The sequence below is a fragment of the Methylotuvimicrobium buryatense genome (genome assembly GCF_005931095.1).
Lineage (GTDB): Bacteria > Pseudomonadota > Gammaproteobacteria > Methylococcales > Methylomonadaceae > Methylotuvimicrobium > Methylotuvimicrobium buryatense.
In genome coordinates, this window is sequence record NZ_CP035467.1 from 661897 (window position 1) to 682719 (window position 20823).

23 protein-coding genes and 1 pseudogene are annotated in these 20823 nt (G+C 48.3%); 10 read left to right on the forward strand and 14 right to left on the reverse strand.

Going from position 1 to position 20823, the window contains the following annotated elements; genetic code table 11:
• Positions 1 to 45: 45 nt before the first annotated feature.
• Complete coding sequence (locus EQU24_RS03080; protein ID WP_017840908.1) at positions 46 to 489, reverse strand: YtoQ family protein; 444 nt, start codon at positions 487 to 489, stop codon at positions 46 to 48.
• Positions 490 to 882: 393 nt separating this feature from the next.
• On the opposite strand from EQU24_RS03080, the gene EQU24_RS03090 reads away from it, so the two are divergent.
• Positions 883 to 1212, forward strand: a complete 330-nt coding sequence (locus EQU24_RS03090) for a DUF1820 family protein (RefSeq protein WP_017840906.1) — start codon at positions 883 to 885, stop codon at positions 1210 to 1212.
• Between the two features lie 599 nt (positions 1213 to 1811).
• Here EQU24_RS03090 and EQU24_RS03095 read toward each other — a convergent pair.
• From EQU24_RS03095 to EQU24_RS03155, 13 genes and pseudogenes are all read right to left on the reverse strand, one after another.
• A complete protein-coding gene (locus EQU24_RS03095) occupies positions 1812 to 2189 on the reverse strand; it encodes a ClpXP protease specificity-enhancing factor (protein WP_017840905.1) in 378 nt (125 codons plus the stop codon).
• Positions 2186 to 2791: a glutathione S-transferase N-terminal domain-containing protein gene (locus EQU24_RS03100; RefSeq protein WP_083877712.1), complete on the reverse strand. Its 606-nt coding sequence runs from the start codon at positions 2789 to 2791 to the stop codon at positions 2186 to 2188. The genes EQU24_RS03095 and EQU24_RS03100 overlap by 4 nt, the downstream gene beginning before the upstream one ends.
• Before the next feature lie 163 nt (positions 2792 to 2954).
• On the reverse strand, positions 2955 to 3677 hold the full coding sequence (locus tag EQU24_RS03105; protein WP_017840903.1) for a cytochrome c1: 723 nt from the start codon (positions 3675 to 3677) through the stop codon (positions 2955 to 2957).
• Positions 3678 to 3679: 2 nt separating this feature from the next.
• Positions 3680 to 5068, reverse strand: a complete 1389-nt coding sequence (locus tag EQU24_RS03110) for a cytochrome b (protein WP_017840902.1) — start codon at positions 5066 to 5068, stop codon at positions 3680 to 3682.
• On the reverse strand, positions 5065 to 5664 hold the full coding sequence (petA, locus tag EQU24_RS03115) for a ubiquinol-cytochrome c reductase iron-sulfur subunit (RefSeq protein WP_017840901.1): 600 nt from the start codon (positions 5662 to 5664) through the stop codon (positions 5065 to 5067). The genes EQU24_RS03110 and petA overlap by 4 nt, the downstream gene beginning before the upstream one ends.
• A gap of 351 nt (positions 5665 to 6015) precedes the next feature.
• Positions 6016 to 7113 carry a histidinol-phosphate transaminase gene (gene hisC / locus EQU24_RS03120; protein WP_017840900.1) on the reverse strand — a complete coding sequence of 366 codons (1098 nt, stop codon included), beginning with the start codon at positions 7111 to 7113 and terminating at the stop codon, positions 6016 to 6018.
• Between the two features lie 310 nt (positions 7114 to 7423).
• Positions 7424 to 8731, reverse strand: a complete 1308-nt coding sequence (gene hisD / locus EQU24_RS03125; protein WP_017840899.1) for a histidinol dehydrogenase — start codon at positions 8729 to 8731, stop codon at positions 7424 to 7426.
• A gap of 4 nt (positions 8732 to 8735) precedes the next feature.
• The gene (gene hisG, locus EQU24_RS03130; protein WP_017840898.1) at positions 8736 to 9362 is read right to left on the reverse strand and encodes an ATP phosphoribosyltransferase; all 627 of its coding nucleotides are present in this window, start codon (positions 9360 to 9362) and stop codon (positions 8736 to 8738) included.
• Positions 9363 to 9371: 9 nt separating this feature from the next.
• Entirely contained in the window at positions 9372 to 10637 is a 1266-nt protein-coding gene (gene murA / locus EQU24_RS03135) for a UDP-N-acetylglucosamine 1-carboxyvinyltransferase (protein ID WP_017840897.1), read from the reverse strand.
• A gap of 33 nt (positions 10638 to 10670) precedes the next feature.
• Complete coding sequence (locus EQU24_RS03140) at positions 10671 to 10985, reverse strand: STAS domain-containing protein (protein WP_017840896.1); 315 nt, start codon at positions 10983 to 10985, stop codon at positions 10671 to 10673.
• Between the two features lie 3 nt (positions 10986 to 10988).
• A complete protein-coding gene (gene mlaD / locus EQU24_RS03145) occupies positions 10989 to 11450 on the reverse strand; it encodes an outer membrane lipid asymmetry maintenance protein MlaD (RefSeq protein WP_014147141.1) in 462 nt (153 codons plus the stop codon).
• A gap of 1 nt (position 11451) precedes the next feature.
• Positions 11452 to 12234, reverse strand: coding sequence for a lipid asymmetry maintenance ABC transporter permease subunit MlaE (gene mlaE / locus EQU24_RS03150; protein WP_017840895.1), 783 nt, complete (start codon positions 12232 to 12234; stop codon positions 11452 to 11454).
• 154 nt (positions 12235 to 12388) lie between these two features.
• Positions 12389 to 13195, reverse strand: a pseudogene (locus EQU24_RS03155) (ABC transporter ATP-binding protein); the annotation flags it as partial.
• A gap of 359 nt (positions 13196 to 13554) precedes the next feature.
• Here EQU24_RS03155 and EQU24_RS03160 point away from each other — a divergent pair.
• The 9 genes from EQU24_RS03160 to rapZ all read left to right on the forward strand — a co-directional run bounded on the left by EQU24_RS03160 (position 13555) and on the right by rapZ (position 20795).
• On the forward strand, positions 13555 to 14520 hold the full coding sequence (locus EQU24_RS03160) for a calcium/sodium antiporter (RefSeq protein ID WP_017840893.1): 966 nt from the start codon (positions 13555 to 13557) through the stop codon (positions 14518 to 14520).
• A gap of 26 nt (positions 14521 to 14546) precedes the next feature.
• A complete protein-coding gene (locus EQU24_RS03165; RefSeq protein WP_017840892.1) occupies positions 14547 to 15524 on the forward strand; it encodes a KpsF/GutQ family sugar-phosphate isomerase in 978 nt (325 codons plus the stop codon).
• 16 nt (positions 15525 to 15540) lie between these two features.
• Positions 15541 to 16065, forward strand: a complete 525-nt coding sequence (kdsC, locus tag EQU24_RS03170; protein WP_017840891.1) for a 3-deoxy-manno-octulosonate-8-phosphatase KdsC — start codon at positions 15541 to 15543, stop codon at positions 16063 to 16065.
• 3 nt (positions 16066 to 16068) lie between these two features.
• On the forward strand, positions 16069 to 16638 hold the full coding sequence (gene lptC, locus EQU24_RS03175) for an LPS export ABC transporter periplasmic protein LptC (protein WP_017840890.1): 570 nt from the start codon (positions 16069 to 16071) through the stop codon (positions 16636 to 16638).
• Positions 16625 to 17137, forward strand: coding sequence for a lipopolysaccharide transport periplasmic protein LptA (lptA, locus tag EQU24_RS03180; RefSeq protein ID WP_017840889.1), 513 nt, complete (start codon positions 16625 to 16627; stop codon positions 17135 to 17137). The genes lptC and lptA overlap by 14 nt, the downstream gene beginning before the upstream one ends.
• A 7-nt stretch (positions 17138 to 17144) precedes the next feature.
• Positions 17145 to 17870: an LPS export ABC transporter ATP-binding protein gene (gene lptB, locus EQU24_RS03185; protein ID WP_017840888.1), complete on the forward strand. Its 726-nt coding sequence runs from the start codon at positions 17145 to 17147 to the stop codon at positions 17868 to 17870.
• 196 nt (positions 17871 to 18066) lie between these two features.
• Positions 18067 to 19512 carry an RNA polymerase factor sigma-54 gene (locus EQU24_RS03190; RefSeq protein ID WP_017840887.1) on the forward strand — a complete coding sequence of 482 codons (1446 nt, stop codon included), beginning with the start codon at positions 18067 to 18069 and terminating at the stop codon, positions 19510 to 19512.
• A gap of 40 nt (positions 19513 to 19552) precedes the next feature.
• Positions 19553 to 19843 (forward strand): ribosome hibernation-promoting factor, HPF/YfiA family, encoded by a 291-nt coding sequence (gene hpf / locus EQU24_RS03195; RefSeq protein WP_017840886.1) that lies wholly within the window; start codon positions 19553 to 19555, stop codon positions 19841 to 19843.
• 94 nt (positions 19844 to 19937) lie between these two features.
• Entirely contained in the window at positions 19938 to 20795 is an 858-nt protein-coding gene (rapZ, locus tag EQU24_RS03200; protein ID WP_017840885.1) for an RNase adapter RapZ, read from the forward strand.
• Positions 20796 to 20823: the final 28 nt, after the last annotated feature.

A 20823-nucleotide genomic window follows, 5' to 3' on the forward strand; every position in this document is an offset into this window, starting at 1 on the left:
AGGATGGCGTTGGATTGCGTAAAGTACGCAATCCAACGCATCTTATTACTGTTGTGAGATGTATTTAAGAATTTCGATGACTTGAAGGGAATCTTGTGTAACGGCAAGGGCGGCCGCGTCGATTTCTTTCAGAGCATGGGTCTGTTCGGGATCATGCATCACGACGATAGGAATGCCCATGCCTATCGCAAGTCCTGCATCGAATGCGGTTTCCCATTGTTTGTATTTTTCCCCGAAACGGACGACGACAAGGTCGGCTTGACCGAGGTAATGATTATTGCGTAGCGCGTTGATCTTGGCGCTTTTGTGATCGCGCCAGAAATTATTTTCTTCAGGTCCCAGGATTTCAGAGCCGATATTTTCGCTAATGTTCAGATCGGTAATCGGTCCGAGTACTTCGATATCCAGATCGTTGTTCTCGATGCCTTGAAGGATTTGGTCGCGCCAATCGGTATGCGTTTCGCCGGATAAATAAATTGTATAAGCCATAGGGTTACCTTCTTTTTGTCGTGTAGGAGCGTTCGATTAATAAACAACTGGCTTTTTTGAATGATGCTGATAGATCGCTAGGAATATGCACAAAATAACTTCTACAAGTAGTAGGCTTTACGGCGGTTCGGTGACTCGCTTGACAGGACGCCGTGAATACGTCCATGTAGGCTTGACGGCGGAATCTGATTGCCATGGATGGCATGAATGCAGATTTTGCAGGAGCAAAAATCTGCCTTGCCGCCGACACCTGTCAATCGAGCCGCCGAATCCCCCTTCCAACAGTTGTCGAAGTTATTTCATGCTCGTTCCTTAGCAAAAATGTTAAAGCCATGGTTTCGCGTTAGAATGACGAACCATAAACGTTTATTTTAATGTAGGCAAGTATATTCAATGTCAGAAAAACTTATTTATAAAGTCGTGTTTGTCAATCAGGATCAAGTTTATGAGATATATGCTAAAAACGTATACCAAGGAGATCTTTACGGTTTCATCGTCGTCGAGGACTTTGTGTTTGGCGAAAAAAGCGCGATTGTGATCGATCCTGCAGAGGAGAGGCTGAGAGTGGAATTCGAGGGTGTTAATCGCTCATTTATTCCTATGCACGAAATTATCAGAATCGATCAAGTCAAAAAGCGGGGGGAGGCTAAGATCATTGCGCAAACGGACTTCGGGAAGTCCTCGGGAAAAGTTTCGTCGCTATATTCACCGGATAAAAAATAACCCTAAAAAGAGCAGTTGGTAAGTGTTGTAGACCGTTCGTGCTGAGCCAAGTCGAAGCATGAAGGGTCTACAACACTTACACCGGATTGGTGAAGCCTCAAACTACCGTTCACCCTTCGACAGGGCTCAGGGCGAACGGTAGTTTGAAGCTCTCAACTGCTCTTTTTAGGATAACAGCTCGAATTTGGAAAAGCGGCTAAGTCTTCCGCCTGATTACCAGGTGGAAGAGACTATCAGAGTCTGTTTTACTCTCTTTTGATTGAAAAACCGTCTAAGAATAAAAGGTATGGGATGTGTCTATCGAGGACCGCCGTGAACCTATCCATGGGGGCTTGACGGCAGCAATCGAACGCCAAGGATGGCGTGAATGCAGATTTTGCATGGAGCAAAAATCTGCCCTGCTGCCGACATCCTCGCTAGCCACACCCCATACCTTCATAAAGTTAACCATTTTTTGAGTATAAAGGGAGTAGCAAGCAATGCTGACCATGAATATAATTAAGAAAAGCGAGTCAATAAGCTGAATCTTCATGTTGCTTATCGTCTATTTCGAATACTTGAGCTGACTACTGTTAAGCTTCGATTGTCGAGGGCTTTTACTATTTAACAACGCGCAATTGCGGGCGAGCCGGTTTTTTTTCCGGTGGCGGTTCATCATCGCCTGAGTCTTCCTCGCGGTCGAAAATCATCCCTTTGCCGTTTTCCTTAGCGTAAATCGCCATCACCGCTTTGATCGGCACGAGAATATGCATGGGTTTGCCGCTGAAACGGGCATTGAATTCTATGTCTTCATTCCCCAGGGTAAGTCCTTGTATTGCCGGCGGATTAATGTTGAGTACGATTCTGCCGTCCTCGACAAAATTACCTGGCAAAACCGTGCCTTCGTACTCTGCATCGACTAATAAGTGCGGGGTCAGCTCGTTGTCTAAGATCCATTCATAGATCGAGCGGATTAAGTAGGGTTTTAAGGATGTCATTTCGGGATGTCGTTCATTTCTTTTTCGGCACTACTCAAGCTAGCGGCGAAAGCCGGCCTGCGGAATAAACGATTGGCGTAGTTTTTTAATCCTTCGCCGGTCGTTGCGGTTTCAATGCCGAGAATAGGTAGGCGCCATAAAAGCGGGGCCATTACGCAATCGATTAATGAAAATTCGTCGCTCATGAAAAAAGGGCGAGCTTCGAATACCGGGGCTGCAGAAAGCAGGCTTTCCTTGAGGAGCTTCTTGGCGCGAGCCGATTTTTTTTCGCCGGAATGAATGATTTCATTCATCAGTTCGTACCAATCTTGGTCGATACGTCTAATGATCATTCGGGCATTGGCTCTGGATACGGGGTCCATTTGATGGAGTGGGGGATGCGGGAAACGCTCATCCAGGTACTCCATTATGATGCGCGCGTCATAGAGGACCAGTCCGCGCTCTAGCAACGTTGGCGAAGTTCCGGTCGGATTAAACTCTAATAAGTCCTCGGGCGGTTGATTGATGTCATAATATTCTATGTCCGCCGCAATGGCTTTCTCATGAAGAACCAATCGGGCGCCGTGGCTCATCGCGCATGTCGGTGATGAAAAAAGAGTCATAGCGGATTTACGAGTTGTTGGTTGTGCCACGAATCATAACCTCATTAGGATACACGGTGTCTAAAGAGGCGATTATATCATGAAAAATTCGACATTTTATTCGCTTGTATCCGTATGAAGGTAGATGATACGGGTAAAACGTCCCTGTTTTACGAATGAGGGGTTAATGAATGTCCTTCCAGTACTCTCGTTTCAATAAATAGGCAAGTATGAAAATCATGAAAATGAAAAACAAAACATATTTTCCCATGCTTCGCCGTTCCAGTTGTCCGGGCTCTCCGACATAAACGAGGAAATTGACCAGGTCGTTAATCATGCGGTCGAAGTCTTGTTCCGGAAGTTGTCCGGGGATTTCGGTAACTAGTTTGTCAATGACTTGCTGGCCGCCGACTTTTTTGAATACCGGTTTTTGCTCACCTTGCAATTGCCATAAAACGTTCGGCATGCCAACATCCGGGAAAACGACATTATTGACGCCGAGAGGCTTGGTTGAGTCGGAATAAAAGCCTTTCAAATAACTGTAAAGCCAATCCGGTCCGCGTGACCGTGAAATCAGTGATAAGTCGGGCGGCATGATGCCGAACCATTTTTCGGCGTCATGGGCGTTCATTGCTGAATTCATCTTATCGTAGATATTGGCGCCTTCCGGCGCGATATCTTTCAGTACTTTATCTTTTTCAATATCAAAGTCGAGCGCTATCCTGAGATAACGAATGTGTTTCGCGGAATGGCATCCTAAACAATAAGTCACAAAATGTTTTGCGCCGCGTTGTAACGAATCTTTGTCGCTAAGGTCGAAGTCGGCGCGTTGAAGCTCGACACCGCCTCCGGCGAAAACGCCGAAAGGCAGCGACAACAGTATCAAGGTATTGAGTAGTCTTTTCATAATTAATCCAAGCTGCCTTTAATTTTTTTTAAAAAACGGATGCTAACAGCGGACAACCCTTGGTAATTGAGTTTTCTGCTGAATAAGCCGGATTTACCCTCGGTTTTTATCGTGACCTCATTGAAAGTTTCAACGAAATCCGGTATTCGATCCTCAAGGCTGGGTTGTTCTGTTAGGCGGTCCGGTACAGGCTTGGTTTTTTCCCAGCGGGTGTAGATCGGCATCAGTAAGAAAAAGCCGAAATAAACCGCCGTCAAAACGCGTGCGACAGCGGTAGCACCAGGCGTTGCGGGTTGTGTGCCCAGATAGCCTAGGCCGATAAAGCTGATTACGAAAAGTAGGAGCGCTTTTTTATAGATACCGCCGCGATAACGGATTGAGCGTACTTTGCTGCGATCAAGCCACGGCAGAAGGAACAGCACGACTATGGAGCCGCCCATCGCAATGACGCCGGCGAATTTATCCGGAACCGCGCGCAAGATCGCGTAGAAGGGGGTGAAGTACCAGACCGGAGCGATATGTTCCGGTGTTTTCAATGGGTCTGCCGGGATGAAGTTGGCGTGTTCGAGGAAGAAGCCACCCATTTCGGGCATATAGAAAATAACGACCGCGAAAAAGAACATAAAGACCGCGAAGCCGACCAGATCCTTGACAGTGTAGTAAGGGTGGAATGGAATGCCGTCCAGAGGTATGCCGTTGGCATCCTTATTTTTTTTGATATCGATGCCGTCCGGGTTGTTCGAGCCGACTTCGTGTAACGCGATGATATGCAGCAATACCAGCAATACCAGCACCAAAGGGACTGCGATGACGTGAAAGGCAAAGAATCGGTTCAAAGTTGCATCGGATACTACATAATCACCCCTGATCCACAATGACAGTTCTTCTCCGACGACAGGGATGGCGCTGAATAGCGAAATGATGACCTGAGCCCCCCAGTAGGACATTTGTCCCCAAGGAAGCAAATAGCCCATGAACGCCTCAGCCATCAAAGCGACAAACAGCAGCATGCCGAAAATCCAGATCAGTTCTCGAGGCTGTTTAAAAGAACCGTATAGTAAGCCTCTGAACATATGTAGATAGATCACGATGAAAAAAGCCGAAGCACCGGTCGAGTGCATGTAACGGATCAACCAGCCCCAATTAACCTCGCGCATGATGTATTCGACCGAATCGAAGGCCAATTTGGCGTCCGGTTTGTAGTTCATCGTCAGCAGAATGCCGGTAACGAATTGATTGACCAATACTAGCAAGGCAAGCGAGCCGAAAAAATACCAAAAGTTAAAATTCTTGGGCGCATAATAATGCGCCATGTGTTCGTTCCAGAACTTTGTTAGCGGAAAACGATCCAGTATCCAGTTGCCACAATCAGTCCAGCGATTCGTTTTCATGCGCTTGTCTCCACGGTGTCTTCACCAATGATGATTTGGGTATCGGTAATATATCGATAAGGTGGAATTTCAAGGTTGGTCGGAGCCGGAACGCCGCGGTAAACCCGGCCGGCCAGATCGAACCATGAGCCGTGGCAAGGGCAGAAAAAACCGCCTTTCCAATCGGGCCCCAGGTCGGCCGGTGCGATTTCAGGTCGGAAGGTGGGCGAACAGCCCAGATGCGTGCATAAGCCGATTGCAACAAAAATTTCCTGTTTCAATGCGCGAGTGGAATTTTTGGTGTACACCGGTTGTATGGATTCTGACGACTGTGGGTCTCTGAGTTGATCGTCCAGTGTTTTCAATGTTTCCAGAACCTCCGGAGTGCGGTTAAGCAGCCAAACCGGTTTGCCGCGCCAAGCTACGCGGATCAGCTGTCCCGGTTCCATTTTACTGATATCGACGGTGACCGGTGCGCCTGCTGCCATGGCTTTTGTGCTGGGTTGCATTTGCGCGAGAAAGGGAACCGCAATATAGCCGGTACCGACAGCACCGACCACGGTCAACGCCGAGGTTAGAAACTGTCGCTTGGATTTATCGACGCCTTCAATATTCATTTATTGCACTCCTGGTAAAGGCTGAGCCTCGTAGACTTGATTTTTATAGTTTTTGACATGGCAATATACCATTATAGTTAGCCGAATTTGAAGCAGTTATAACGGTTGATGAACTCGCTTTTCGAGTTTTTCAACCGCTTTCTTTGTATGAGCAGTGTTTATGCATCTTATCTTGTTTAAGGCTTTGTATTTAAATCCTTGAAATCAAGTATACCCGTCGTAGATCAAAATTCGGCGCCTGGGTGTCCGCTAAAGGACGCCGTGAATACGTATATGTAGGCAAAGCCTTTATCGGACACCCAGGCGCCTCCTCTGGCACTGCCGAAATTTGAAGTGCAAAAGGTATATTTGTCACGAAACCCTTAGTTGTTCGGAGCTTGACGATAACGCTTGTAAAAAGGCGTCATTTTCATCGGGCGTTCCGATCGTGACGCGTAGGCAATCCCGTAAGAGGCCGCCTTGAGGCGACAGGTTTTTGATTAAGATACCTTTACTCTTGAGTATTTCGAAGAGCGCTACGGCTTTATCGGGCTGCGTTCTAAATAGAATGAAGTTAGCTTCGCTCGGGTAGGTGTCGAGGCCATCGATTAAACGTAGTTCATGCAATACCCGGCTTCTTTCACTTCGAATTTGTGAGGTTTGTTGCTTGAATAAGTCGCTGTTGTTCAGCGCGAATTCGGCCGTTATTTGAGTCAATGTATTGATGTTGTAAGGCAGTCTGATTTTGTTTAATTCACCGATAATAGCGGCTTCTCCGATTATGTAGCCAAGACGAAGTCCGGCCAAACCGAGTTTCGAGAGAGTGCGCATCACTAGCAAGTTACTATATTCGCCGAGTACGTCGATAAAGCTTTGATCGGTGAATGGCGCATAGGCTTCGTCAACAATGACCAGTCCCGGTGCGGCGTCGATGATTTTTCTAATAGAAGTTTCGCTGAACAGGTTGCCGGTGGGGTTATTCGGGTAGGCCAGAAAAATAAGTGAAGGCTGGTGTTTGTCGATTGCCTCTAGCATGGCCGGCAAGTCCAGGTCGAAATCACTGGATTGTAGCGGAATGTCGATATAATCGAGCCCAAGGCACCTGCTCAGTTGCCGATACATTACGAAGCCCGGCGATGGCGATAGTACTTTTGCGTGTGTCGGCAAGGCCATTAGTAATAATTGTATGATTTCGTCCGAGCCATTGCCGAGCAGTATCTCTAAGTCCCCGGAAATACCATCGATTTTTTTCAGGGTAGCGCTTAGCCTTCGTGCTTCGGGGTCCGGGTAGCGATTGATTTCGGCCTCTTTGATAACGTCGAGCCATTCTTTTATGACCGGTTCCGGCCAGCGATAAGGATTTTCCATTGCGTCGAGTTTGATCAGTCCGCCGGCATCGGCGACTTTATAGGCCGATAGATCCAGCACTTCTTTACGGAAAATAGAGCTAATAAAATGAGATTGTGGCATGAGTTGGGTCAACGGTATTCAGGGTGATGGCTGGGGCTTGTCGCGGTTAATCGATAAAAGAATCAGGGCAATGTCGATCTAACGGATTGCTCCGGATTATTATATGAATCCGGGGGATCTATACCTTCCATGCTTCAAATTTCGGCATTACCTAAGAAGGCGCCGGGGTGCTCGATCCCTCACCTAACGCTAGGTGAGGGGGTCGGCATGGATGCTGTCATAGAGCCTACATGGAGGTATTCACGGCGTCCTTTGACGGTCCTCGGCGCCGAATTTTGATCTACGGGGTCTATGTGACAATTCCGAGCCGTTACGATTTGATTCTATATTCCGCCGATCGAGCATGCGCGGTTAAACTTTCTCCGCGAGCTAAAATCGAGGCGGTTTTGCCTAGCGTATCGGCGCCGGCTTCCGAACAATTGATTAGACTCGAGCGTTTTTGGAAGTCGTAGACGCCGAGCGGCGATGAAAACTTTGCCGTGCCGGATGTCGGTAATACATGATTAGGTCCCGCGCAATAATCGCCTAAGGCTTCTGCGGTATAGCGGCCCATGAAAATAGCGCCGGCATTGCGGATTTTCGCACACAGCGAGTCTGGATCGGCAACCGAAAGTTCGAGATGTTCCGGTGCGATACGATTGGCGATTTCGGCGGCTTCATCGAGGTTGGCGGTCTTGATGAGTGCGCCACGGCCGGACAGTGAGGCTTTAATGACTTCTGCGCGTTCCATTTCAGGCAATAATTTTAAGATGCTGCGCTCGACGGCGTCTAAATAATCGGCGCTGTCGGATAATAAGATCGATTGCGCATTTTCGTCGTGTTCGGCTTGTGAAAACAAGTCCATCGCGATCCAGTCCGGGTCCGTATGGCCGTCGCAAATGATTAATATCTCAGACGGTCCCGCGATCATGTCGATGCCGACTTGACCGAATACCATTTTTTTCGCAGTAGCAACATAGATATTGCCGGGGCCGACGATCTTGCAGACGGCTGGGACGGTTTCGGTGCCGTATGCGAGCGCTGCGACCGCTTGCGCGCCGCCTATTGAAAAAGCCCGGTCGACGCCGGCCAGATAAGCTGCCGCCAATACTAACTGATTGATTTCGCCTTGAGGCGTCGGCACGACCATGATTAATTCAGGAACGCCGGCAACTTTAGCCGGTATCGCATTCATCAGCACCGAGGACGGATAAGCGGCTTTGCCGCCCGGAACATATAGGCCGACTCGGTCCAGCGGGGTGATTTTTTGACCGAGTAGCGTGCCGTCTTCCTCGCTGAATTGCCAGGATGTCATGGTTTGTTTTTCGGCATAAGCACGAATTCGCCGTGCGGCGGTATCGAGGGCTTCGGCTTGAGCACTTGGTAGGTTGTCCCAGGCGGCTTTAAGCGATTCTTTGCTGATTTCCAGATCGTTCGCTGTCTGAATGCTGCGTCGGTCGAAGCGGTTCGTGTAATCGATGACGGCCTGATCGCCCGATTTTTTGACGGCGGCAATGATGTCTAAGACCTGCTTTTGAATCTCGAAGTCGTCTTGTTCGTTCCAATCCAGCAGGGATTTCAGTCGGCGTTCGAAATCCGAGTCGACGGTATCGAGACGGTTGATTGAAAAATCGGTCATGAAGTCACCTCTTAGCCAAAGTTTTTTCGAATTGGTCGATCAGCGATTGAATGGCATGATGTTTCATTTTCATTGCAGCTTTATTGACGACTAGTCTCGAGCTGATGTTCATTATCAAGTCGCGCGGCTCGAGTCCGTTGGCTTTTAGAGTGTTGCCGGTATCGACCAAGTCGACGATGCAGTCGGCGAGACCGACCAATGGCGCAAGTTCCATCGAGCCGTAAAGTTTGATGATGTCGGCCTGTATGCCCAACTCCGCGAAATATTTCTTGGCGGTTTTGACATACTTAGTCGCAACGCGCACGCGGCGGGTAATATCCGGCGCGTCTTTATGGGCCGCTGTCATCAGACGGCAGGTTGCAATATTCAAGTCTAATGGCTCGTAAAGGCTTTCTGCACCGTGTTCGAGCAGGACATCCTTGCCGGCGATACCCATGTCGGCTGCGCCGTATTCGACAAAGGTCGGGACATCGGTGGCACGAATGATGACTAATTGCACATCGTCACGGGTCGTTTGTAAAATTAATTTGCGGCTGGTTTTCGGGTCGTCGACCGGGCGGATGCCGGCCTCTTCCAGTAAGGGTAGTGCTTCTTCGTAGATTCGGCCTTTCGATACGGCGATTGTTAACATGTTGAAACCTTAGCTTGGGACACGGCGGATGATCGCGCCGAGTTGTGACAATTTTTCTTCGATGTGGTCGTAGCCACGGTCGATATGATAGATTCGGTCGACCAGAGTTTCGCCTTCGGCGGCTAATGCGGCTAAGACCAAGCCGGCCGATGCGCGCAGGTCGGTGGCCATGACTGGGGCTCCGGTTAGTTTGTCGACGCCGGTGCAAATTGCAGTATTGGATTCCAATTTGATATTGGCGCCCATGCGCTGCATTTCTTGGATATGCATGTAACGGTTTTCGAAGATCGTTTCGGTCACGATGCCGACGCCTTCGGCAATCGTATTCATCGCGGTGAATTGCGCCTGCATATCGGTTGGAAATGCCGGATAAGGTGCCGTGCGCACAGAGACGGCTTTCGGCCGTTTGCCGTGCATGTCCAATGCGATCCAGTCGGGACCTGAAGTGATTTCGGCGCCGGCTTCGGTTAGCTTGGCAAGTACGGCGTCAAGAATGTCTGTACGGGTGCTTTTTAATTTCACTTTGCCGCCGGTAATGGCGGCAGCGATCAGGTAAGTGCCGGTTTCGATACGGTCCGGCATGATGGTGTAGTGAAGGTCTTTTTTACCCAGTCTATCGACGCCTTCGATTTCAAGGATATCGGTGCCGATACCCTTAATGCGTGCGCCCAGCGCATTCAAAAAGTGAGCAAGGTCGGAAACTTCGGGTTCTCTCGCCGCATTTTCGATAATCGTCGTACCCTCGGCTAGCGTTGCCGCCATCAATAAGTTTTCAGTGCCGGTCACGGTGACTTGCTCGAGTACCAGTCGGCAGCCTTTTAGACGATCGACTTTGGCATGAATAAAACCGGCTTCGACTTTTATGTCGGCGCCCATTTTGGCAAGACCGTCCAGGTGTATATCGACCGGACGCGTACCAATCGCACATCCCCCGGGAAGCGAGACATGTGCCTCGCCGAACCTTGACAGCAGGGGGCCGAGCACCAAAATCGATGCCCGCATCGTTCTAACCAGTTCGTAGGGGGCCTCGAAATTGGTAATCGAACGGCTGTCGATTTCAATATTCATTTTTTCATCGACCATCAATTGGACGCCCATGCGCCCGAGCAATTCCATCGTGGTGGTGATGTCATGCAAATGAGGGATATTGCCAAGGTTAACCGGTTGGTCGGCAAGCAGCGTGGCGGCCATGATCGGCAGGGCTGCGTTTTTAGCGCCGGAAATGCGCAGTTCTCCGGAGAGTCGAACCCCGCCTTTGATCAGTAATTTATCCATGGACTGTGTGTTCTCATATAGCAGGTTAATCGCCTATTCGGGCAGGGCGGCGGCAAAGTATTCGGTTGTTTCCAGACCGCTTAATTTTGCCAGTGTCAAAAGTTGTTCGGGGATATTTCGGAATTTAAGTTCAACCCGGTTGCCGCGGGCGAATTTAATCCACTCGATTAATAATGCCAAGCCGCCGCTGTCGGTATTCGTTACCTGCGCAAGATCGATGGTTACCGAATGCGCTGACTTTAAAAATGCTAACGATTCGACGGTTTTTTTGTCGATGCTGACGAAGGTTAGATCGCCTGCTACAGAAAATATGCCGGGGCTTTGTTGGGTGATATTGATCGCGCTCACCGTTTATTCTTCCGCTTTTTGGAACAAGAATCGGCCTATCACTTCCTCCAGAACGATTGCGGACTGCGTGATTTCAATCCGGCCGCCGTTTTTTAGATAATCGAAAGAGCCGCCTGGATCGAGGTTGATGTATTGTTCGCCTAAAAGCCCCGCGGTATAGATCGTGGCCGAGGTGTCATCGGGTAAAGTGTCGTATTTCGATTCGATGCTCATTTCAACGACCGATTCGTAAGTCTCTTTATCGATATAAATGTTGCTAACGCGACCGATTCTTACGCCCGCGACCGAGACCGGAGATTTTACTTTAAGGCCGCCTGAATTGCTAAAACGCGCGGTAATGACATAAGTATCCGCGGGCATGAAGGATCGTATATTGCTGACTTGCAAGGATAGAAAAAATAGGGCGACGATACCGGCCGCGACGAACAGTCCGACCAATGTATCCTGGGTGCGGGTATGCTGCATGCTAAATGTCTCCAAACATCATGGCGGTTAAAATAAAGTCCAGGCCGAGTATGGCGAATGCGGAGTTGACTACGGTGCGTGTCGTTGCGCGGCTAACCCCTTCGGCGGTCGGTACGGAATCGTAACCTTCGAATAATGCGATCCAGGTAGTGACAAAGCCGAAAACGATGCTTTTAATGACGCCGTTGACGATGTCGTCATAAAAGTCCAGGTTCGCTTGCATTTGCGACCAATAAGAGCCGTCATCGACGCCAAGCAACCCGACGCCGACAATATGCCCGCCAAGAATGCCGACCATGCTGAATAACGCAGCCAACAGGGGCATCGACAGGAAACCCGCGAAAAAACGTGGTGAAATGATGCGGTTGACCGGGTCGACCGCCATCATTTCCATGCCGGATAACTGTTCGGTCGCTTTCATCAGGCCGATTTCGGCAGTCAGTGCCGAACCGGCGCGCCCGGCGAACAGCAATGCGGTAACCACAGGTCCGAGTTCTCTAACTAGGGATGCTGCGACCATAATGCCAAGCGCTTCCTCCGAGCCGAAATCCGAGAGTATGTTGTAACCCTGAAGCCCTAAGACCATGCCGACGAAAAGGCCGGATATCGTTATGATCAAAAATGTCAGCACGCCGACTGAATGAAGTTGGTTAAGCAGCAGCCTGGGTCTTTTTGCAACATCGACAATACCGGTCAACGTGTGCCCGAGGAAGTATGTGGCTCGGCCGAGTTTGGCGAAACCGGTACGGGTCGATGAGCCCAATTGTTGTATAAAATGCAGCATGTTAATCCTCGCGGCGATAGCGCGAACGTCCGTGTTTACGGGAAGGCGTTTTTTTCAATCCCTTAGCGTTCTTCAATCCACTAGTGTTCAAGGATTCGTCTGTTTTAATGGCTTCTTGTTTAGCAGCAATTCGAGCAGTTGGTTGAGAGGAAACCAGCAGGTCTTCGATGTAATTCGGTGCAGGATAATGGAAATGCACGGGACCGTCCGGATCACCTTTCATAAATTGCTGAACCCATGCCGATTCCGATACTTCGATTTCCTTAGGGGTGCCTTGTCCCGCGATTTTTCCGTCGGAAATAACGTAGACATAATCTGCGATTGCCGAGGTTTCAGCAACGTCGTGGGAGACGATGATGCTGGTCAGTCCTAACGTGGTATTAAGTGATTTGATCAAGTGAACGAGTGCACCCATCGAAATCGGATCTTGTCCGGTAAACGGTTCGTCGTAGAGGATCATCATCGGATCCAGCGCGATCGCACGAGCGAGTGCCACGCGTCTGGCCATGCCGCCGGATAGCTCGTTCGGCATCAGGTTTCGGGCGCCGCGCAGGCCGACAGCCTGGAGTTTCATTAATACCAAGGTACGGATCATCGACTCGGTTAAATGCGTGTGTTCGCGAAGCGGAAACGCGACATTGTCGTAGACATTGATATCGGTTAATAATGCGCCGCTTTGAAACAGCATGCCGATGCGTTTGCGTAAATTGAATAATTCCTTGCGTCGCAATTGATGGACGTCGAGTCCGTCGACGACGATAGAGCCTTGTTCAGGGAAAAGCTGTCCGCCAATCAATTTGAGCAGCGTGGTTTTACCCGTGCCGCTAGGGCCCATGATCGCGGTAATTTTGCCGCGCGCAATATCGAGAGAAATATCGTCGAATATTTTTCTGTTGCCGCGTGAGAATGAAAGGTTACGGACGGATATTAAACTGTCGGCCGAGATATCGCTGTTATCCATGCCTGATGATAACCCTGTCGGAAAATCTAAACCGAGTATTTTGGCCGAGAAGCGAAGGTTAAGTCAACTAATTGCAGGATTTATTAGTGAGGTGTGAGCAGTAAACAGTAAACAGTGAGCGGACAATAGGGAATGGATCGGAAAGTGCGATTTCGAAAGTCTCGGGAGGTCATGTGATCGAGATACCTCTGTAAACGATTCTCTGCAGCCGGCTTACTGTTTACCGCTTTCTTGATAAACGATGAGCTACCTTTAGGGTGCCGAATATTTTATGGTTTATGCTCACAGAGGTGAGTACGCTAAGGACAGCGGCGGCTTAATCGTGTCATAATGCGCCAATTTTGCCCTCTTTATATCTTATGTGGTGCGATTCTATCGTTTTGATTGCAAGTCTGGCGTTAATGGTGTATTCGGCGGATACTTTTGTCGATGGCGCGGCGGCAATTGCACAAAATTGGGGCGTTTCGACATTATTAATCGGTTTGACTGTGGTCGGTTTTGGAACTTCAATTCCCGAAATATTAGTTTCAGCTTTAGCGTCATTGCAGAGCAATGCCGGTCTTGCCGTCGGCAATGCATTGGGGTCGAATATCGCGAATATCGGGCTAATATTAGGTTGTTGCGCACTAATCATGCCGTTGACTTTTCGGGCAAAACTATTAAGTCGGGAGTTGCCGCTTTTATTAATAACAAGTTTATTGTGCTTTGGCCTTGCTTTTGACGGTTTGACGCTGAGTGACGGTGTTATTTTATTAGCCGGACTGGTATTTTTTATTGCTTGGTTGATTCGAAATGGGCTTGATCAATCAAGAAACGGCAGTTTTAGCGATACAGTGGCAATGCCATTGCCGAAGTATTCTATGAGTTTGGTTTGGTTTTTTACCATCATCAGTTTATTGGGGTTGTTAATCAGTGCGAGGCTATTGGTGTGGGCATCAGTCAATATTGCGAATACGATAGGTGTCAGCGATTTGGTTATAGGCTTGACACTAGTCGCTATGGGAACTAGTTTGCCGGAATTAGCGGCATCAGCGGCAAGCGTATTAAAGCGTCAGGCTGATATGGCGGTCGGCAATGTGATTGGTTCGAATATGTATAATTTGCTGGCAGTTTACTCGTTGCCGGGATTGATTGCCCCAGGGCCTGTAAATGAGAGTGTTTTGTTTCGGGATTTTCCGATGATGTTGGCATCGACATTGGTGCTTTTTGTATTCGGATTCGGTTTTTTCAAATCGGGAAGAATCAATCGATGGGAGGGGCTGTTTTTGTTATCAAGCTACAGCGCTTATCAATGGCTGGTATTTAAAAGTACAATCGCAGGTTAGAGCGCATAACAGTTAGAGCAAATAATATGATGATTCACGAACCCGAGTTGCGAAAACTGGCCTTGGCGGTTATTCAGGTCGAGGGCGAAGCCATTACTGCCTTGGCGGAACGGATCGATGACGATTTTATTTCGGCTTGCCGTTTAATGTTTAATTGCAAAGGGCGAGTCGTTGTGACCGGCATGGGCAAATCCGGCCATATTGCCGGTAAAATTGCCGCCACTTTGGCGAGTACCGGAACGCCGGCTTTTTTTGTGCATCCCGGTGAGGCTAGTCATGGAGATTTAGGCATGATAACTTCTCAGGATGTAGTCTTAGCCCTCTCGAACTCGGGAGAAACCGGCGAAGTCATTACTATTTTACCGATCATCAAACGTATAGGCGTGCCTTTGATTGCGATGACCGGCAATCGAGAATCCACATTGGCGAAATTCGCCACGGCGCATATCGATGTTAGTGTTCGTCAAGAGGCCTGTCCTTTAGGGTTGGCGCCGACTTCCAGCACGACCGCGGCGTTGGTGATGGGCGATGCTCTTGCGGTTTCTCTGCTGGAGGCAAAAGGATTTACCCGGGATGATTTTGCGTTATCGCATCCAGGGGGGAGTTTAGGGAAGCGTTTGTTGTTGATGGTCAGCGATATCATGCATACCGGTAATGAAATTCCGATTGTTCCGGAAACGGCTTTGATTACTGAAGCATTATTGGAAATGACAGAGAAAAAAATGGGTATGACCGTGATCGTCGATCGCTTCGGTAAGAGTGCCGGCATCTTTACCGATGGCGATTTGAGGCGATTTTTGGAAAAAAGTCACGATGTACATGGTACTCGTATCGGTGAAGCAATGACTCGAAACTTCACCTCGATCGATGCCGATATTCTGGCTGCCGAAGCGATGCAGATCATGCAGCAAAAAAAAATCAATGCTTTGATCGTTAATGACGAGTCTCACAGGCCGGTTGGTGCATTGAGTATGCATGACTTGATCCATGCCGGAATTGTCTAATACCAGGAGCCTAACAATGCAAAACATATTGGCCAAAGCCGCCCGGCTGAAATTGCTGATTCTCGATGTCGACGGCGTACTGACCGATGGCCGCTTGTTTTTCGATAACCAAGGCGTTGAATATAAATGTTTTCATGCCCGAGATGGTCACGGGATAAAATTACTGCGTCAAACCGGCGTCGAAGTGGCCGTGATTTCCGGGCGAAAATCGAATTCGGTGGCTTTGCGGATGAAAAATCTCGGAATAACGCACGTTTATCAAGGTCATGAGAATAAAATTATGGCCTTTGAAGAGCTAATTCAAACGTTGGCTATCGATCCGGTTCAAGCGGGGCATGTTGGCGACGACTTGCTGGATTTACCGATCATGTCACGAGTTGGCTTGGCGATCGCCGTCGAGGACGCGAATTTTGCCGTCAAGCAACGCGCCCACTGGTGTACGACTCTGCCGGGCGGTCAAGGTGCGGTCAGGGAGGTGTGCGATTTAATCATGCAGGCGCAGGGGACTTTTGCAGGCGTTCTTGAAGGGTATTTGTCTTAAGTCATGCCGGAAAGCAATCTTCGACTCTATATTTATGGTGTGTTGCTGGCGATCGTAAGCTGGTGGTTATCGCAGTTGACGGCAGTTGATGAAGAAGTCATAGCGCTCGAGAAGTCTCCTCATACGGTCGATTATTTCAGTACCGGCTATGTTAAATGGGAGATGGATGTTACAGGACGGCTCAAGAGCAAACTGGTTGCCGATAGTTTGACGCACTATAATGATGATGGAACCACGCACTTGCAGCGGCCGGTTATGACCATTATGAATCCGGATGTTCCGCCTTGGGTGATCCAATCGGAAACCGGAATTGTTTCGAGCGATAGGAAACTTATTCTAATGAATGGAAAAGCTGTCGTTGCAAGAGAGGCAGGGCCGGGGGGGAGGGCGATGAAAATCAATAGTTCGAATTTACGTGTTCAGCCGGAGATTAATTACGCGGAAACCGATGAATGGGCTGAGTTACTCAGTCCTCCGAACAGGACGGAAGGTATAGGGATGAAGCTCTATTACAGTACGCCTATACGGATAGAGTTGTTTTCCAAGGTTAGAGGGAAATATGAGACAAAATAACCATAAAAAAACCTGTTGCGGGGTCGTTTTTTCGATTTTAATCGCTTACAGTTCGTCCGGTCTAGCGTTAAAAAGCGATGCCGATCAACCGATTTATATCGACTCGAACGCGGCAACCTACGACGATAATGCCGGGGTCAGTATTTACACCGGGAATGTTATTTCTACTCAGGGTAGCCTTAAGGTTTGGTCTGATAAATTGGTTGTGTATTTTAAAGACGGCGATGTCGATAAGTTGGTTGCGACCGGAAAGCCCGCCCGTTTTCAGCAAACCCCCGATAGCGGCGGCGATATCACCGGCAAGGCGTTGACCGGCGAATATTATCCCAAGCAGAATTTATTGATATTGATCAAGGAAGCCGTGGTTTGGCAAGAAGGTAATACCTATGCAAGCGACATCATTCGTTATGACAGCCGAAACTCGATTGTCAAAGCGGGCGACCAGGAATCCGATGCCAAACGGGTTCGCGTCATATTAAAACCTAAAACGGAAAAATGATTAAAATATGACGAAACTGGCGGCTCAAGGATTGATTAAACACTACAATAAACGTAATGTCGTCAACGGCGTTTCGTTGAACGTTAATACCGGGGAAATTGTGGGATTGCTGGGGCCTAACGGCGCAGGTAAGACCACGAGCTTTTATATGCTGGTCGGTCTGGTTAAGGCCGATGCCGGCGAAATAATGCTGGACGATCTTCCGATCACGCATTATCCGATGCATGTTCGCGCGCAAATGGGGCTTGGCTATTTGCCTCAGGAGCCGTCGGTATTTCGTAAGTTGAGCGTTGCCGATAATTTGCGGGCCGTGCTGCAAATTCGCGCCGATTTGACTAAAGGGCAGGTTGAGTTGATGATCGAGGAGTTGCTGGCGGAGTTTCATGTCGAGCATTTGCGTAATCAAATTGCCGTCGGCTTGTCGGGTGGCGAGCGTCGGAGAGTCGAAATTGCTAGGGCTTTGGCCAGCGAGCCGAAATTTATCTTGCTTGACGAACCGTTTGCCGGAGTCGATCCGATTTCGGTTGAGGATATCAAGCAGATTATTATTCATCTAAAGGATAGAGGTATTGGTGTTGTCATCACCGAACATAATGTCAGGGAAACTCTAGGGATTTGCGACCGTGCTTATATTCTTAACGAAGGTAAAGTTATTGCTGAAGGCGATGCTGAGGCTATAGTCCGTAATCAAGAAGTAAGAAAAGTTTATTTGGGTGAGAACTTCAGCCTTTAGCGTTATACTTCAAGCAAGTGCAAGACCGATTGCTGCTATATTTTTTGGAGTCGTTAACGACGGTGTTTATATTGGTCTGCGGGAATTAGAGCCGGGAGCCAGAAACGCGCCCTATATTGTTCGAGAATCATATTCCTGACCAAAACATCCAAAATGATCGCTTGATGCATGGATTAATAATGTTCAAACTTATACGATGAAACAGTCACTTCAACTTCGTCTTGGTCAACAGCTTACGATGACCCCACAGTTGCAGCAGGCGATAAAGCTGCTGCAACTTTCGACGCTCGATTTGCAGCAGGAAATCCAAAGCGCGTTGGAATCGAATATGATGTTGGAAGTCGCCGATGATGAAGGCACAGGCGTTGCCGATCGTGAGCCAGTAGACAAGAAAACCGAATATTCCGATCAGGCTACGAGTGAAGGTTCGCAAACCGACATACCCGATGAGCTGCCTATCGACACTTCGTGGGAAGATGTTTTTGACAATGCCCAGGCAGCTATCAGCGGGGTAGGCGAGTCGGTTGAGTTCGAAAGCCAACGCAGCAAATCTGAAACGTTATTGGATCATTTGTTGTGGCAATTGGACGTGGCGCACTTTTCCGACCGAGATCATGAGATTGCTGAGACGATCATAGACTCGATCAATGAAGACGGTTACTTAGTCAGTTCATTGGAAGATATTTTCCATGGATTGTTGGAGCAAATGGACGATCTCGAGTTTGATGAAGTTAAGGCGGTGTTGCATCAAGTGCAAAATTTCGATCCTCCCGGTGTTGCCGCCAGGGATTTGAGCGATTGCCTCTTGTTACAATTACAGCAATTATCCGACGATATTCCGTATAAAAAAGAAGCGATAGAGTTGGTAAGTCGCTATTTAGGTTTGTTGGCGGCTCAAGATCAAGCCAAATTGATGCGCAAGCTTGGGTTAACCGAGTCGCAGCTGAATAGGGTGATTGCGTTGATCAGAACATTGGATCCAAAGCCCGGAACGAGGATTGAAAATACCGACTCCGAATATGTGATTCCCGATGTTTATGTGGTCAAGATTAATGGTCAGTGGCAAGTTGAACTCAATCCCGATATCGCGCCGAAGCTCAGAATCAATCCGTTTTATTCGAGCATGATCAAGCGCGCGGATAGCAGCAAGGATAATTCCTGCATGAAGGATCATCTACAGGAAGCTCGTTGGTTTATCAAGAGTTTGCATAGTCGAAACGAAACTTTGTTACGGGTGGCGCGCTGTATTGTTGGAAAGCAGCAGGATTTTTTGGAGCACGGTTCCATTTCGATGAAACCGATGGTCCTTCGCGATGTCGCAGAAGAGTTGCAATTGCATGAGTCAACGATATCACGCGTGACCACGCAAAAATACATGCATACGCCGAACGGCATCGTCGAATTTAAATATTTTTTCTCCAGTCATGTATCGACTGCGACGGGCGGCGAGTGTTCTTCTACGGCTATTCGGGCGTTGATTAAAGAGTTGGTCGAGAACGAAAATCAAACAAAACCGCTCAGTGATAGTAAAATAGCCGATCTGTTAAAAGAAAAAGGCATCAATGTCGCAAGAAGAACGATTGCCAAATATCGTGAGGCGATGAATATTGCTTCATCCAGTCAACGTAAGCGTCTTTTATAACGTAGAATTTATACCACACCAACAATAAGGAGTTTATTCCATGCAAATCAGTGTATCCGGCCACCACATCGAAGTAACGGAATCGTTAAAAACGTTTGTCGAGTCGAAGTTTGAAAAACTCGAGCGTCATTTTGATCATGTTACCGATGTGCACGTCGTTTTGACGGTCGAAAAACTGAATCAAAAAGCGGAGGCGACAGTTCAAATCAGCGGCGCCAAATTATTCGCCGAGGATACTCAGGAAGATATGTATGTTGCTATCGATAAATTAGTTGATAAATTAGATCGTCAAATCATCAAACATAAAGAGAAAACCGGCAGTCATCGCTAGTTGAAAGATTGCCTTCAACGATTTAACAACGAGGGCGCGGGAAGATATTCCGGTGCCTTCGCGACCAACAAAACAGTTCGTTAGAACTTTTATCATGAAATTGCTTATCGTTAGCGGGCTTTCCGGGTCCGGCAAAAGTATTGCTTTAACCACCCTGGAGGATTGCGGGTTTTATTGTATCGATAACTTGCCGGTGACCTTGCTCGAGGACTTTATCAATGATGTCATGTTAGCCGATAGGAAAACCTATGAAAAAACGGCGATCGGCATCGATGCTCGTAATCAAAGCGATAGTTTGTTGAATTTTGCCAGCATAATCAAGCTGATTCGATCGAAGGGGATCGAGTGTGAGGTGATGTTCATGCAGGCCGAAGAGGCGGTATTATTAAAGCGTTACAGCGAGACTCGGCGTCGGCATCCTTTGACCGACTATAATTTGCCGCTTAAAGAAGCGCTGGTTATCGAAAAAGAAATACTCAAACCGATAGCGCGGCTCGCGGATTTTGTGATCGATACCAGTCGCACGCATTATCATCAATTGCGCGATCTAATTAGGGATCAGGTCGGTGAACGCAATGTTCGGCATATTTCCATTCAATTTCAATCCTTCGGTTTCAAGCATGGAGTACCGCTCGATGCCGATTTTATTTTCGATGTTAGATGTCTGCCCAATCCTTATTGGGTGCCTGAATTGAGGGGGTTGACCGGTAAGGATCAAGCGATAATCGAATTTCTTGACCGAGAACCTAATGTGCTGGAATATTTTCAAGACGTGAGCGCATTTCTCGAACGCTGGATTCCTCGCTTCGAAGAAGAGGGGCGCAGTTATTTGACTATCGCTATCGGTTGCACCGGAGGGCAGCATCGTTCGGTATATTTGGCCGATTTATTGGCTAAGCAATATAAGTCTCAAGCGCTCAATATCATTATTCGGCATAGGGAGTTGCATTAAAAAAGGCCTTCAAGTTTCGACATCGGTG

What these genes read in the sequence shown, in the direction of transcription:
- EQU24_RS03080 (WP_017840908.1), bottom strand. Translation starts at nt 489, where the DNA reads ATGGCTTATACAATTTATTTATCCGGCGAAACGCATACCGATTGGCGC.
- EQU24_RS03090 (WP_017840906.1), top strand. Translation starts at nt 883, where the DNA reads ATGTCAGAAAAACTTATTTATAAAGTCGTGTTTGTCAATCAGGATCAA.
- EQU24_RS03095 (WP_017840905.1), bottom strand. Translation starts at nt 2,189, where the DNA reads ATGACATCCTTAAAACCCTACTTAATCCGCTCGATCTATGAATGGATC.
- EQU24_RS03100 (WP_083877712.1), bottom strand. Translation starts at nt 2,791, where the DNA reads ATGACTCTTTTTTCATCACCGACATGCGCGATGAGCCACGGCGCCCGA.
- EQU24_RS03105 (WP_017840903.1), bottom strand. Translation starts at nt 3,677, where the DNA reads ATGAAAAGACTACTCAATACCTTGATACTGTTGTCGCTGCCTTTCGGC.
- EQU24_RS03110 (WP_017840902.1), bottom strand. Translation starts at nt 5,068, where the DNA reads ATGAAAACGAATCGCTGGACTGATTGTGGCAACTGGATACTGGATCGT.
- petA (WP_017840901.1), bottom strand. Translation starts at nt 5,664, where the DNA reads ATGAATATTGAAGGCGTCGATAAATCCAAGCGACAGTTTCTAACCTCG.
- hisC (WP_017840900.1), bottom strand. Translation starts at nt 7,113, where the DNA reads ATGCCACAATCTCATTTTATTAGCTCTATTTTCCGTAAAGAAGTGCTG.
- hisD (WP_017840899.1), bottom strand. Translation starts at nt 8,731, where the DNA reads ATGACCGATTTTTCAATCAACCGTCTCGATACCGTCGACTCGGATTTC.
- hisG (WP_017840898.1), bottom strand. Translation starts at nt 9,362, where the DNA reads ATGTTAACAATCGCCGTATCGAAAGGCCGAATCTACGAAGAAGCACTA.
- murA (WP_017840897.1), bottom strand. Translation starts at nt 10,637, where the DNA reads ATGGATAAATTACTGATCAAAGGCGGGGTTCGACTCTCCGGAGAACTG.
- mlaD (WP_014147141.1), bottom strand. Translation starts at nt 11,450, where the DNA reads ATGCAGCATACCCGCACCCAGGATACATTGGTCGGACTGTTCGTCGCG.
- mlaE (WP_017840895.1), bottom strand. Translation starts at nt 12,234, where the DNA reads ATGCTGCATTTTATACAACAATTGGGCTCATCGACCCGTACCGGTTTC.
- EQU24_RS03160 (WP_017840893.1), top strand. Translation starts at nt 13,555, where the DNA reads ATGTGGTGCGATTCTATCGTTTTGATTGCAAGTCTGGCGTTAATGGTG.
- EQU24_RS03165 (WP_017840892.1), top strand. Translation starts at nt 14,547, where the DNA reads ATGATGATTCACGAACCCGAGTTGCGAAAACTGGCCTTGGCGGTTATT.
- kdsC (WP_017840891.1), top strand. Translation starts at nt 15,541, where the DNA reads ATGCAAAACATATTGGCCAAAGCCGCCCGGCTGAAATTGCTGATTCTC.
- lptC (WP_017840890.1), top strand. Translation starts at nt 16,069, where the DNA reads ATGCCGGAAAGCAATCTTCGACTCTATATTTATGGTGTGTTGCTGGCG.
- lptA (WP_017840889.1), top strand. Translation starts at nt 16,625, where the DNA reads ATGAGACAAAATAACCATAAAAAAACCTGTTGCGGGGTCGTTTTTTCG.
- lptB (WP_017840888.1), top strand. Translation starts at nt 17,145, where the DNA reads ATGACGAAACTGGCGGCTCAAGGATTGATTAAACACTACAATAAACGT.
- EQU24_RS03190 (WP_017840887.1), top strand. Translation starts at nt 18,067, where the DNA reads ATGAAACAGTCACTTCAACTTCGTCTTGGTCAACAGCTTACGATGACC.
- hpf (WP_017840886.1), top strand. Translation starts at nt 19,553, where the DNA reads ATGCAAATCAGTGTATCCGGCCACCACATCGAAGTAACGGAATCGTTA.
- rapZ (WP_017840885.1), top strand. Translation starts at nt 19,938, where the DNA reads ATGAAATTGCTTATCGTTAGCGGGCTTTCCGGGTCCGGCAAAAGTATT.